Source organism: Pseudoalteromonas sp. 1181_04, from assembly GCF_052850545.1.
Map to the genome: position 1 here is coordinate 213,502 of NZ_VXCS01000002.1, position 14,233 is coordinate 227,734.

Consider the following 14,233-nt stretch of genomic DNA (forward strand, 5'->3'; position numbering starts at 1 on the left):
CGATGGCACAAGTACAATTTTCTGTTTATCGTTATAATCCAGATGTTGATAACGCCCCCCGTATGCAAGAATATACTTTGCAAACGGAAGAAGGCCACGACATGATGGTATTGGATGCACTTTTATTATTAAAAGAGCAAGATCCAACGTTATCATTTCGTCGTTCATGCCGTGAAGGTGTGTGTGGCTCTGACGGTGTTAACATGAATGGTAAAAATGGTTTAGCATGTATTACTCCTTTATCAACGCTACAAAAAGGTGGCAAAGGTAAAATCGTAATTCGTCCATTACCAGGTTTACCAGTGGTACGTGACCTTGTTATTGACATGAGTCAGTTCTACACTCAATACGAAAAAGTAAAGCCTTATCTAATTAACGATACACCTGCTGCAGGTGAGCGTCTTCAATCAATTGAAGAACGTGACAAGTTAGATGGCTTGTATGAGTGTATTCTATGTGCATGTTGTTCAACATCGTGTCCTTCGTTTTGGTGGAATCCAGACAAGTTCATCGGTCCAGCTGGTCTTCTTCATGCTTACCGTTTCTTGGCAGATAGCCGAGATACAGCAACAGAAGAGCGTTTAGCTGACTTAGACGATGCATTCAGCGTGTTCCGTTGTCACAGTATCATGAACTGTGTTAGCGTTTGTCCTAAAGGTCTTAATCCAACTAAGGCAATCGGACAAATCAAATCAATGTTAATAAACCGTTCAGTTTAATAATATTGATAAATGTAAGATGGCTAATGTAAATTAGCCATCTTGTTATAACAATTAATTTCTGCGCTAAAGAAAAGGGCTTATAAATGCACGAAGGTGTGATGAAGGCATGGCTAGAATCTTCACATTTAAACGGCGGAAACGTTGCTTATATAGAAGAGCTTTATGAAGCGTATTTAGACAATGCGACTTCTGTGCCAGAAGAATGGCGAGAAGTGTTCGAACAATTACCAAAAGTTGATGGTGTGGATGTTGAAGTTAAGCATTCAGAAGTTCGGGCACAGTTTGCGGCGCTTGCGAAAAACAAGCATAGAGAAGTAGTGGTAGCAGAAGGTGGAAGCAGTGACCCTAAACAAGTCAAAGTTCTCCAGCTTATAAATGCTTTCCGTTTCCGTGGTCACCAAAATGCCAACTTAGATCCATTGGGCATTTGGCAACGTGAACGTGTTCGAGACTTAGAGCTTGAATATCATGAATTATCTAAAGCTGATTTTGACCGTGAATTTAACGTGGGATCGTTTGCCGTAGGCCGCGATACCATGCCTTTAGGTGAGTTATATCAAGCTCTAATGACCACATACTGTGGTTCTGTTGGCGCTGAGTATATGCACATCACATCAACTGAAGAAAAGCGTTGGTTACAGCAACGTTTAGAGTCAGTGCAATCACGTCCAACATTCAGTAAAGATGAAAAGTTGCGTATCCTAAAAGGATTAACCGCAGCGGATGGTCTTGAAAAATATTTAGGGGCTAAGTTCCCCGGTGCTAAACGTTTCTCACTTGAAGGTGGTGATGCGTTAGTACCGATGCTGAAAGAGCTTATTCACCGTGCTGGCGAAAGTGGCCAACAAGAAGCGGTAATTGGTATGGCTCACCGTGGTCGCTTAAATGTTCTTGTCAATGTACTTGGTAAAAATCCATCAGAACTATTTGATGAGTTTGCTGGCAAGCATAAAGAAACATTAAGCTCAGGTGATGTTAAATACCACATGGGTTACTCTTCGGATTTTGCTACTAAAGGTGGCAAAGTTCATATGGCTCTTGCCTTTAACCCATCGCATCTTGAAATCGTAAACCCAGTAGTTATGGGCTCGGTTCGTGCACGTTTAGACCGTTTGGGTGACAGTTCAGGTATTAAAGCACTACCTATCACCATTCATGGTGATTCGGCAGTTGCAGGCCAAGGTGTTGTTCAAGAAACCTTTAACTTATCGCAAACAAATGCGTTTAGTTGTGGTGGTAGTATTCGCATTGTAGTGAACAACCAAGTTGGTTTTACTACAAGCAAACAATACGATGTACGTTCAACAGATTACTGTACAGACATCGCAAAAATGGTGCAATCGCCTATTTTCCACGTTAATTCAGATGACCCTGAAGCGGTTGCATTTGTTACGCAAATAGCACTTGATTTCAGAAATCAATTTAAACGTGATGTGGTTATTGATCTAGTTTGTTATCGTCGTCACGGCCATAATGAAGCGGATGAGCCGAATGCGACTCAACCGATCATGTACCAAAAAATCAAAAAACACCCTGTGCCACGTTTGATCTACGCAGATCAGTTAATGGCTGAAGGCTCGTTTACTGAAGATGAAATTAAAGCACTGGCTGATGACTACCGTAATGGTTTAGACGAAGGCAATTGTGTTGTTGAAGAAATTCAACCAGAAACATCACACTCATCTGATTGGGCTAAGTATGTTGGCCATGAATGGAGTGTTGATTACGATGCCAGCGTTCCAGTTGAAAAATTAAAAGAACTGGGTAACAAAATAGCAAGTTACCCTGAGCAATATAAAGCCCAGTCTCGCGTTAAAAAGATTTACGATGATCGCAAATTAATGGCTAACGGTGAGAAACCACTTGATTGGGGTATGGCAGAAACACTTGCTTATGCAACAATCGCAACTGAAGGCACTGATATTCGTTTAACAGGCCAAGATTCAGGGCGTGGTACTTTCTTCCACCGCCATGCAGTTGTACATAGTCAAACTGATGGGGCCACTTACACGCCTTTACAGCACTTAAGTGAAGATCAAGGTACTTTCCAAGTATTTGACTCTGTGCTTTCAGAAGAAGCGGTTGTGGCGTTTGAATATGGTTATGCGACAGCAGAGCCAACATCACTAGTATTGTGGGAAGCACAGTTTGGTGATTTTGCTAACGGCGCCCAAGTTGTATTTGACCAATTCTTAAGTTCAGGTGAGCAAAAATGGGGCCGCTTATGTGGACTGACCATTTTATTGCCACATGGTTATGAAGGGCAAGGTCCTGAGCACAGTTCAGCACGTTTAGAGCGTTTCTTACAGCTATGTGCTGATCACAACATGCAAGTATGTGTGCCATCAACACCGGCACAAGTATATGCAATGTTACGTCGTCAATCAGTAAGACCACTGCGTCGCCCACTGATTGTTATGACACCTAAATCATTGTTACGTCATCCACTTGCAACGTCGTCGCTTGAAGAGCTTGCAGAAGGTGTATTCCATAATATGATCGATGAAATCGATGATATTGATGCTAAGAAAGTAGAACGCGTAGTATTTTGTAGTGGTAAAGTTTACTACGAGCTATTACAAGAGCGTCGTAAGCTTGAGCAAGACAATATAGCTATTGTGCGTGTTGAACAGTTATACCCATTCCCACATGATGAAATGGAAGCCATTATGGCGCGTTATCAACATGTGAAAGACTTTGTTTGGTGTCAAGAAGAGCCGCAAAACCAAGGTGCTTGGTATTGTTCACAACACCACTTTGTAGATGCAATCCCACAAGGTGCGAAGCTTAAATATGCAGGTCGTAAAGCCTCTGCTTCTCCAGCGTGTGGTTATATGTCAGTGCATACTAAAGAACAACAAGCGCTTGTCGCAGACGCGCTTACTATTGAAAATAAAGGATAAGCAATGAGCACAGAAATTAAAGTTCCTGTTCTTCCTGAGTCGGTTGCTGATGCTTCCGTTGCTACATGGCATGTAAGTGTTGGCGACAAAGTAAGCCGTGATCAGAACTTAGTAGATATCGAAACAGACAAAGTTGTTTTAGAAGTTGTTGCACCACATGATGGTGTGATCACTGAAATTTCACAAGAAGAAGGTGCAACCGTACTTGGCGACCAAGTGATCGGTATCATTGGTGAGGCTGATGCAGCTGCGCCAACTGAAGACGCAAAGAGCGAAGCTGCACCAGCTTCGGACAAACAAGAAAACGCGCCAGCGGCGCAATCAGCACCAGCATCAGAAGGTAAAGAAGTGGACATTAAAGTACCTGTACTTCCAGAATCAGTCGCAGACGCGACAGTAGCTACTTGGCATGTGCAACCAGGTGACGCAGTAACACGCGATCAAAACCTAGTTGATATCGAAACTGATAAAGTTGTTCTTGAAGTTGTTGCTCAAGAAGATGGCGTAATGGGTGAAATTATTCACGCAGAAGGCGATACAGTACTGGGTGACCAAGTTATCGGTAAAGTTAAAGCCGGTGGCGCACCAGCTGCAGCCCCTGCAGCAAAAGAACAAGCTCCAGCTGCTGATTCTAGCGATAGCTCAGACGTGTTAACACCGTCAGTGCGTCGTTTAATCGCAGAAAAAGGCCTAGATGCTTCTAAAATTAAAGGCTCTGGTAAAAATGGTCGTGTGACAAAAGAAGATGTTGATCAATTCTTGAAGTCACCAGCTCCTGCGGCGAAAGCTGAAGCAGCGCCAGCGGCACCAATGGGTGACCGTACACAAAAACGCGTGCCTATGACACGTTTACGTAAAACCATTGCTAATCGTCTTCTTGAAGCGAAAAACTCTACTGCAATGTTAACGACATTTAACGAAGTTAACATGAAACCAATCATGGATCTTCGTAAGCAGTATCAAGAAGTGTTCGAGAAACGTCACGGTATCCGTTTAGGTTTCATGTCTTTTTACGTAAAAGCAGTTACTGAAGCACTAAAACGCTTCCCTGATGTAAATGCTTCAATTGATGGCGATGATATCGTATACCACAACTATTTTGATATCAGCATTGCTGTTTCTACGCCGCGCGGTTTAGTAACTCCAGTACTAAAAGATTGCGATAAGCTATCTGTTGCTGAAATCGAAAAAGGTATTCGTGAACTAGCACTTAAAGGTCGTGACGGTAAGCTGACGCTTGACGATATGACCGGTGGTAACTTCACTATCACTAACGGTGGTGTGTTCGGTTCGTTACTATCAACACCTATTATTAACTTACCGCAGTCTTCAATTTTGGGTATGCATAAAATCCAAGATCGTCCAATGGCTGTGAATGGTAAAGTTGAAATTCTTCCTATGATGTATTTGGCATTATCTTATGATCATCGCCAAATAGATGGTAAAGAATCTGTTGGCTTCTTAGTAACAATTAAAGAGTTACTTGAAGATCCAACTCGTTTATTACTGGATGTTTAATTCAGTAGTATAAAATATAAGCTGTGAGTCATATTCACAGCTTTTTTTTTGCGCCTTTGGTCGTACTGGGGTTTTCATGTTAAGCCTTGGGATCTATACTAGGTGCGCAATTTGGGATAGCTGTCTATTTATAAAAATAGTCAGCTCTTTTAGTATAAAAAATTGGATAAAGCATCATGAATTTGCATGAGTATCAGGCAAAACAACTTTTTGCCGAATATGGTTTACCAGTTTCTCAAGGTTTCGCTTGCGATACACCTGAAGAAGCTGCAGCAGCTGCTGAGAAAATCGGCGGTGATATGTGGGTTGTTAAAACTCAGGTTCACGCAGGTGGACGTGGTAAAGCTGGCGGTGTAAAGCTAGTTAAAACTATCGACGAAGTTAAAGCGTTTGCAGCTAACTGGTTAGGTAAAAACCTAGTTACTTACCAAACAGACGAGAATGGTCAGCCAGTTGCTAAAATTTTAGTAGAAAGCTGTACTGATATCGCCAACGAATTGTACTTAGGTGCAGTTGTTGACCGTGCATCTCGCAAAGTTGTTTTCATGGCGTCTACTGAAGGCGGTGTTGAAATTGAAACTGTTGCTGAAGAAACACCAGAGCTTATCCACAAAGCAGAGATCGACCCATTAGTAGGTCCTCAAGCTTACCAAGCACGTGAACTAGGTTTTAAATTGGGTCTTAACCCAGTACAAATGAAACAGTTCGTACAGATCTTTATGGGTCTTGGTAAAATGTTTACTGATTTCGATTTCGCACTACTTGAAATCAACCCGCTTGTTATCACTGATGAAGGTAACCTTCACTGTCTTGACGGCAAAATCGGTATCGATGGTAATGCACTTTACCGTCAACCTAAAATGCGTGATTTCCACGATCCATCACAAGAAGATGCACGTGAAGCTCATGCAGCAAGTTTTGAACTTAACTACGTTGCATTAGACGGTAACGTTGGTTGTATGGTTAACGGTGCAGGCCTAGCAATGGGTACTATGGACATCGTAAACCTACACGGTGGCAAGCCTGCAAACTTCCTAGATGTTGGCGGCGGCGCGACTAAAGAACGTGTATCAGAAGCATTCAAAATCATTCTTTCTGATGACAACGTTAAAGCCGTTTTAGTTAACATCTTCGGTGGTATCGTTCGTTGTGACATGATCGCTGAAGGCATCATTGGTGCAGTTAAAGAAGTTGGCGTAAACGTACCAGTAGTTGTACGTTTAGAAGGTACTAACGCTGAGCTAGGTCGTGAAGTTCTTAAGAACTCTGGTCTAGATATCATTGCTGCTGAATCACTAACAGACGCGGCTGAAAAAGTTGTTGCTGCTGCGGAGGGCAAATAATGTCTGTATTAATCAATAAAGATACAAAAGTTATCTGTCAAGGTTTCACCGGTGGCCAAGGTACTTTCCACTCTGAGCAAGCGCTTGAGTACGGTACACAAATGGTTGGTGGTGTAAGCCCAGGTAAAGGCGGTCAAACGCACCTTGGTCTTCCAGTATTTAACACTGTACGTGATGCTGTAGAAGCAACTGGCGCAACTGCATCAGTTATCTATGTACCAGCACCTTTTTGTAAAGATGCTATCTTAGAAGCAATCGATGCGGGCATCGAGCTAATCGTTTGTATCACTGAAGGTATCCCTACACTTGATATGGTTGACGTTAAAGTTAAACTAGATCAAACAGGTACTCGTATGATCGGTCCTAACTGTCCAGGTGTTATCACTCCTGGTGAGACTAAGATTGGTATCATGCCTGGTCACATCCACAAACCTGGTAAAGTAGGTATTGTTTCTCGCTCTGGTACTTTAACGTACGAAGCTGTTAAACAAACTACAGATGCAGGTTTCGGTCAGTCTACCTGTGTTGGTATTGGTGGCGACCCAATTCCTGGTACTAACTTTATCGACGTTTTAGAAATGTTCGAAAAAGATCCACAAACTGAAGCGATCGTAATGATCGGTGAAATCGGTGGTACTGCAGAAGAAGAAGCTGCAGAGTACATCAAAGCTAACGTTACTAAGCCTGTTGTTTCTTACATTGCTGGTGTTACTGCACCAGAAGGTAAGCGTATGGGTCATGCTGGCGCAATCATCGCTGGCGGTAAAGGTACTGCTGATGAGAAGTTTGCTGCATTAGAAGCTGCGGGCGTAAAAACTGTACGTTCACTTGCTGATATCGGTAAAGCACTTAAAGAAAAAACTGGCTGGTAATAACCTGCTATGTTTTGAAAAAAGGCTCACTTAGTGAGCCTTTTTTATTGCCATTATTTATAAGTATTATGTCTAGATAATAATAAATTTCAGAATCTTTAGCTGTTTATTTAATAATAAAAATCAATAGCTTGTTTCAATAAAATCTACTGGTAATAATCAAAACTGCCGTTATAATGTGCGATTGCTTTTTATCATTGGAAGATCTAGCAGTAATGCGAATAATTTATTTTACAGTCTACCTTGTATGCTTTTGTTGCTCTTTCAATTTATTTTCATCTACTTCATTTCGTACCGCATTTTTAGTAACCGAACAACGCGCATTAGCTGAACCAAATCAGTTGATCGAAGAATTAGTTCTTACACAAGCAGCTCAGGGTATTTCTACCACTGAACACGCTTATAATAATACTTTGTTAGCGCGGCTGTATTTATTTAAAGGTGATATCGCACGTTCACAAAGTTACTTTGAACTTGCCCAACAACAACTGCCTAAAGACGATGATTGGATCCAAGGTTATTGGTTAATGTATCGGAGTGTTTTTTCTTTAGAAGAAGGGCTGTTACCTGAAAGTATTAAACAAATCCGCTTAGCACAAAATGCCTTTACTCAAGCAAACGATTTAGAGATGTTGGTACAAGCTGAGTCTATTGAAGGAGCTCTGTTGCTCTGGCAAGAGGAATACCCTAAAGCAATAGAAATTATCGAAAATGCCTACATTGAAGCGAAAACTACGAATATGTCATCAACTACCATGCTTTATGTTTATGATAGTTTAGCGGCATATTATTCGACCATGTCACTATTTGAGAAAGGTGAGCAATATGCAGTTTTGGCGCGCGATATCGCCAGCAAAAACGGCGATGTTGTCAATGGTTTGCCTGTTATCTATATCTTATGCATGACATATGAGCGCGCTGAAAAACTTGATTCAGCGGCGGCTTGTTATGAAGAAATGATAATGTTATCAGCAATGGTAAAAGCACCGCGCTATCTTTTTTTTGCACCAGCTGGTAAGGCAAATGTCGCTCTGAAGCAAAAAAAATATTCGCAAGCGTTGCAACTACTATACTTGGCTAAAAGTTATGTCAATAAAGTGATTGTAAATCCAGCGCATATAATTGCGTTAAATAATGGATTTGCTAAAACTTTCTTAGCATTACAGCAACCAGAGCAAGCACTTGAATATATTCAAGCATCAGAGTTATTGTTGACTGATTACGATAGGCCGCTTAATAACCGTTACAGCCGTAATACACTTAGCTTAAAGGCGCAAAGCCTAGAACAATTAGGTCGTTTTGCAGAGGCTACTAATGCACTGAAGTTATTGATTAAGCTTACAGAGCAAGCAAAAGAAACAACGCAGCAGAAACTCGAGCAAGAAGCACGCTCACGATTTGAATCTACTCAACAAGATATCAAATTGCAGTTGGCTGAAGAGAAATTAAAATACCAACAAATTACTTTAGATAAGTTAGCTAAAGAAGGACAGTTACAAGCAGCCTATTCTGTTATTGGTATATTAGCGATATTAAGCATTACAATTTTCGCATTAAATCAACGCAAAGCATATTTACGAAGCCAACGCAGAGCAAATACAGATCCACTCACTGGAGCTCATAACCGTCGTTATATTCTCGATTTTATTGCATCGCAACTTATCGGGAAGCAACAAAACTTTTCAGTTTCAATTTTAGATATTGATCATTTTAAACAAGTAAATGATCAATATGGTCATGATATCGGTGATCAAGCCCTAATTGCTTTTAGCGCGTTACTTACTGAGCAGTTAGCTGATACTGAGTATCAATTTGCTCGCTTTGGTGGTGAAGAGTTTATTGTGGTAATGCCAAACTTAACACTTGCACAAGGGCATGATTTTATCGGTAACTTATGCATTTGTTTAAAATCGTTAAGCTTGACCGATAAAAAAATCACTTTAACAAGCAGTGCTGGGGTCGCACAAATGCAGCCAGGATTAGCCCTTAATACATTATTAAAAGTTGCTGACACAAACCTTTACCATGCTAAAAATACTGGCAGGGATAAGGTTTGTAGTTAACCTGAACTTAGCTTAAGGGGGTCATTATCGACAAGCTCGCTATTATAGATAATGATTGATATGTTGAAAAAATCGCACAGTGATATCTTGGCGCTCTTTATTAATAGATAATGGTTCGATGAGTGTACGGATCACACTTTCAACTTGATTCATAAACCGACCGTGGCCAATTCCTTGTTCGTCTTTTTCACTGGCAACAATAACAAAATGCAGTGAATCTACTAGTTTTTCATCATGCCAATAATGACTGTATTGCGTTTTTTGATCGTCGGTTGAAAAGCTCAGCTTTTGCAATTCATGATTGCCATCGTTGTTATCAGTCTTACTGTTTCTAATTATTGGCATCGTACCATTTGCTATCATCGCCGCTAAATGTAAATTTTTGGCGGCGCATTGCTGAATAAATGCGTCATAAAAATACTGGTAAAACTCTGTGAATGTTGGCTTATTAAGTAAATGATGAAACTGAGTTTTAATGGTACGTGTTATTGGGATCGCAAATGTCGTATAAGTCATCTCATTATGTTCTGCGGGGAGTGTACAATGGCGGCTTTGGTAGCGAGGGTAGAGTCCTCTAAGTTTATAACCGTAGCTTTCTTTACATCCTTTCGCTTTGGCGAACAAGTCATAGGTTAAATGCTGATGATCACGCACTTTTATTGCTGTTTCATCGATCAATAATGTGCTTTGTAGGTATTCGAGTACTTTTTTAACACGGGTATGGAATATAGCAGCATTCGCACGCAAGTCTTCACCAGTAGCAAGGAAGAGCAAGCGAATTTTTTTACTGGGTTTGCTACTGTCGTAAATGCATTTATGCGCTTCATGGTAACGCGGGTTATAAAAGAATAAAATTTGTTTTTCTGTTTGTAAGCAATAAGACTCTTCATGAAACCTAACAACGGGAAGCTTATCGTTTGCTATCAAATGTACATTGTGTAGCTCGTATTCATCACATGAAGAGAATAGCTGTCGTGCTAAACGTTCATAACATTGCTGTATATTGCTAAAACGTGCGTATAAATCGGCACTGGGTACGAACTCCGCTAAGATATATTGGTTTGCGCGTGCAGTAGTTGGGATATAAACGCGATGCTGTGAAAGTGAAGCCATTATTTTCTCCTTAAAAGAATTACTTTAATGACGCCACTGTAGCTTGGTTGAATGACTGTTTTATTGCGCTAGAACAATTTATCGCCATTAAGAGGTTAAATAACAACCCAGACGTGGTTCTTCAGCTAAGCACACAATATGTAATAAACCCGCATCTATTACTGTATGTTAAGGTTTGTTTTTATAATATACCCAAACCACCTCAATATGCAGAATTCAGCGTTTCACAGGGGCTTAATATCAAGGCGTTACTTTGCAACAATGGTAGTCCCTTTTAAGAAGTAACAACGATGAGAGTAAGTGCCTGCGAAACGCCCAACGGGTTGGTTTAAAAGCGATTTATACTGCGTTATTGATTTTACCAATAGAACCACTATTACTTGCAATCAATGCCTTGCCTAAATCGCTTTTAATTCCAACTGAAACTCGCATCTTGGGATGGTTTGGGTATAATGCAGTAGTTTTGTCACCATGCACTATTGTGAGGATTGTATTCCTATGGCGGAAATTGAGAATCGCCCAAGTAACTTTATAAGAACCCGTATTGATGAAGATTTAGCATCAGGTAAACATGCGTCTACACATACTCGTTTTCCACCTGAGCCAAATGGTTTTTTACATATTGGTCATGCTAAATCAATTTGTTTAAATTTTGGTATAGCGCAAGACTACAGTGGTCAATGTAATTTACGTTTTGATGATACTAACCCTGAAAAAGAAGATATTAACTACGTTAATTCAATCAAAGAAGATGTTCAGTGGTTAGGTTTTAACTGGGATGGTGAAATAAAGTATTCGTCAAACTATTTTGATACTTTGTATGACTATGCTGTAGAGCTTATTAATAAAGGCTTAGCCTATGTGTGCTTTTTAACAGCTGATCAAGCGCGTGAATATCGCGGCACGTTAAAAGAGCCTGGTAAAAATAGTCCAACCCGTGATACTAGTCCTTCAGAAAACCTAGCACTATTTGAAAAAATGCGTGCTGGTGAATTTAAAGAAGGCGAGTGTGTACTACGTGCAAAAATCGATATGGCCAGCTCATTTATGGTGCTGCGTGATCCTATTATTTATCGTGTGCGTTTTGCTCATCATCATCAAACCGGTGACAAATGGTGTATTTACCCAATGTATGACTTTACGCACTGTATCTCAGATGCGTTAGAGGGCATTACCCATTCATTGTGTACACTTGAATTTCAAGATAACCGCCGTTTATATGATTGGGTGTTAGATAACATCAGTCTTGAATGTCATCCACAACAAATTGAGTTTTCAAGGTTAAACCTTGAATATACTATAATGTCAAAGCGTAAGCTAAATGACTTAGTGGTCAATGAGTATGTTGAAGGGTGGGATGATCCACGTATGCCTACCATTGCAGGTCTTCGCCGTCGTGGTTATACACCAGCATCAATTCGCGAATTTTGCTTACGTATTGGCGTAACCAAACAAGAAAACATGGTTGAAATGGGCATGCTTGAAGCCTGTATCCGTGAAGACTTAAACGAACATGCTCCACGTGCCATGGCCGTTCTCGATCCGGTTAAAATCATCATTGAAAACTATGCTGTTGATACCGTTGAAACCTTATCAATTGCAAATCATCCAAATGATGAAAGTATGGGTCGTCGTGATGTTCCGTTCACCCGTGAAATTTATATTGAACGTGAAGACTTCAAAGAAGAAGCAAATAACAAATTCAAGCGCTTAGTACTTGATAAAGAAGTTCGTTTACGTGGTGCTTATGTTATTAAAGCAGAGCGTGTTGAAAAAGACGAAAATGGCGAAATAACCACGATTTTCTGTAGCTATGATCCACAAACGCTGGGCAAAAATCCAACTGATGGACGTAAAGTGAAGGGCGTTATCCACTGGGTGTCAGCCAGTGAGTCAATCACCGCAGAAGTTCGTTTATATGATCGGTTATTCAGCGTACCAAATCCTGCAGCAGCTGAAGACTTTGCAACAACTTTAAATCCTGATTCATTAGTGGTTTTAGCAAACGCAAAACTTGAGCCATCACTTGCTAATGCAGAGCCTGCACAAGGTTTTCAATTTGAACGTACAGGGTACTTCAGCCGTGATACTAAGTCAGAGAATATTGTATTTAACCAAACAGTTGGTTTACGTGATTCTTGGACTAAAACACAGCAGTAGTTTTTTATCCCTTCGCTCAAAGGCGAGGGGATAAAAGTAACAGATATAAAAAAACCTGCAATTTGCAGGTTTTTTTTATTCAGCTAATAAATTATTGGCTATCAGCAAATGCTTTACATGCTGCAGTGTCAGTACACTCGCCATACAGATAAAGAGAGTGGTTGGTTAATTTAATACCATTTTCTTCTGAAATTTCAAGTTGACGACGTTCAATCATTTCATCTTCAAATTCAACAACTTTACCACATTTTAAACATACAAGATGATCATGGTGTGTGCTACCAGAGAGTTCAAATACTGACTTACCGCCTTCAAAATGGTGACGGCTAACAATACCCGCATCATCAAATTGGTTAAGTACGCGGTACACAGTAGCAAGGCCAATTTCTTCACCTAGGTCCAAAAGAATTTTGTAAACATCTTCAGCGCTGATGTGTTGGTTATCTGGAGATTGTAAAATCTCTAAAATTTTAATACGCGGCAAAGTTACTTTTAAGCCGGCTTTTTTTAATTCCAAGTTATGATCAGTCATTAAATCTGTCTCAATTATATTTGGTTATACTAGACACCTTACAAAGATGTACACGACACATTAGCAACGATAAGAATAACGTGCCTAGTCATTAAGTGCAAAGATCAATTGCTAGAAATACTTATAAAATGTGTAATAGGAAAACGAACGTCACTATTTTATACGATTACTAGCAATAAAGTGCATTTAATCAGCAAGTTCACTTAAACACATTTCTTCATAAACTTGTGCTGACCATGCTTTTACACGTTGTTCAGTAAGCTCTGGTTGACGGTCTTCATCAATGCCTAAACCAACAAAATGGTTGTCATCAGCCATGCCTTTCGAGGCTTCAAAATCATACCCTTGTGTTGGCCAATGACCCACAACAATAGCGCCACGCTCAGTAACGATGTCATTGATCATACCCATCGCATCAAGGAAGTATTCAGCGTAGTCTTCTTGATCGCCACAGCCAAAAATAGCCACAAGCTTGCCATCAAAATCAACTTCTTCTAATTCAGGGAAAAAGTCATCCCAATCACATTGTGCTTCACCATAATACCAAGTAGGAATGCCAAATAAGATTAAATCAAATTCTGCGATCTGTTCTTTTGAACTTTTAGCAATATCATGCACAGCCACTAACTTTTTACCCAATTCTTTTTGGATCATTTTAGCTACGTGTTCTGTGTTACCTGTGTCACTTCCGAAAAAAATACCTACACTTGCCATGGATTTAAAACCTTTTATCTATCAATAGCCAATCTTTCTTGTAAAATAGTTTCAATCAGCGCACTGCGGCTAATATTTTGTGCATCGGCCATATCGCTTAACGCTTGATATAACTGCGATGAAACTTTAAATTCGACACGCTTTAAACCACGTGCTTTATCTCTTTTTATTTGATTACGTTTATTTACCTTTAACTGAACCTCCCTTGGTAGGGGATTCGTTTTTGGTCTGCCGGGGCGTTTTTCGTATTCAAATAAATCGAGCGTTGTTCTATCTGTTTCAGACTTAGCCAT

At 40.2% G+C, this 14,233-nt stretch carries 11 protein-coding genes; 7 read left to right on the forward strand and 4 right to left on the reverse strand.

Annotated features, from left to right (window positions below; all coding sequences use genetic code 11):
• The first annotated feature begins 2 nt into the window (after nucleotides 1-2).
• From FW757_RS02360 to FW757_RS02385, 6 genes are all read left to right on the forward strand, one after another.
• Nucleotides 3-719: a succinate dehydrogenase iron-sulfur subunit gene (locus tag FW757_RS02360; protein ID WP_064666153.1), complete on the forward strand. Its 717-nt coding sequence runs from the start codon at nucleotides 3-5 to the stop codon at nucleotides 717-719.
• An 86-nt stretch (nucleotides 720-805) separates the two neighbouring features.
• Nucleotides 806-3,625, forward strand: coding sequence for a 2-oxoglutarate dehydrogenase E1 component (locus tag FW757_RS02365; RefSeq protein WP_182739261.1), 2,820 nt, complete (start codon nucleotides 806-808; stop codon nucleotides 3,623-3,625).
• 3 nt (nucleotides 3,626-3,628) lie between these two features.
• On the forward strand, nucleotides 3,629-5,143 hold the full coding sequence (odhB, locus tag FW757_RS02370) for a 2-oxoglutarate dehydrogenase complex dihydrolipoyllysine-residue succinyltransferase (RefSeq protein ID WP_182717861.1): 1,515 nt from the start codon (nucleotides 3,629-3,631) through the stop codon (nucleotides 5,141-5,143).
• 176 nt (nucleotides 5,144-5,319) lie between these two features.
• The gene (sucC, locus tag FW757_RS02375; protein WP_145233868.1) at nucleotides 5,320-6,486 is read left to right on the forward strand and encodes an ADP-forming succinate--CoA ligase subunit beta; all 1,167 of its coding nucleotides are present in this window, start codon (nucleotides 5,320-5,322) and stop codon (nucleotides 6,484-6,486) included.
• Entirely contained in the window at nucleotides 6,486-7,358 is an 873-nt protein-coding gene (gene sucD, locus FW757_RS02380) for a succinate--CoA ligase subunit alpha (RefSeq protein ID WP_145233870.1), read from the forward strand. The genes sucC and sucD overlap by 1 nt, the downstream gene beginning before the upstream one ends.
• A gap of 215 nt (nucleotides 7,359-7,573) precedes the next feature.
• On the forward strand, nucleotides 7,574-9,421 hold the full coding sequence (locus FW757_RS02385) for a diguanylate cyclase (protein ID WP_446440820.1): 1,848 nt from the start codon (nucleotides 7,574-7,576) through the stop codon (nucleotides 9,419-9,421).
• 42 nt (nucleotides 9,422-9,463) lie between these two features.
• On the opposite strand, the gene FW757_RS02390 is transcribed toward FW757_RS02385, so the two are convergent.
• Nucleotides 9,464-10,534, reverse strand: a complete 1,071-nt coding sequence (locus tag FW757_RS02390) for a DUF3083 family protein (protein ID WP_182717859.1) — start codon at nucleotides 10,532-10,534, stop codon at nucleotides 9,464-9,466.
• Nucleotides 10,535-11,032: 498 nt separating this feature from the next.
• Between FW757_RS02390 and glnS the strand changes: the two genes are divergently transcribed.
• Nucleotides 11,033-12,694: a glutamine--tRNA ligase gene (glnS, locus tag FW757_RS02395; RefSeq protein ID WP_145233878.1), complete on the forward strand. Its 1,662-nt coding sequence runs from the start codon at nucleotides 11,033-11,035 to the stop codon at nucleotides 12,692-12,694.
• 91 nt (nucleotides 12,695-12,785) lie between these two features.
• Here the strand turns inward: glnS and fur are convergent, their stop codons facing one another.
• From fur to ybfE, 3 genes are all read right to left on the reverse strand, one after another.
• Nucleotides 12,786-13,226 (reverse strand): ferric iron uptake transcriptional regulator, encoded by a 441-nt coding sequence (gene fur, locus FW757_RS02400; protein WP_145233880.1) that lies wholly within the window; start codon nucleotides 13,224-13,226, stop codon nucleotides 12,786-12,788.
• Nucleotides 13,227-13,412: 186 nt separating this feature from the next.
• Nucleotides 13,413-13,940 carry a flavodoxin FldA gene (gene fldA, locus FW757_RS02405; RefSeq protein ID WP_149981079.1) on the reverse strand — a complete coding sequence of 176 codons (528 nt, stop codon included), beginning with the start codon at nucleotides 13,938-13,940 and terminating at the stop codon, nucleotides 13,413-13,415.
• Between the two features lie 14 nt (nucleotides 13,941-13,954).
• Nucleotides 13,955-14,233: a LexA regulated protein gene (gene ybfE, locus FW757_RS02410; protein ID WP_016709654.1), complete on the reverse strand. Its 279-nt coding sequence runs from the start codon at nucleotides 14,231-14,233 to the stop codon at nucleotides 13,955-13,957.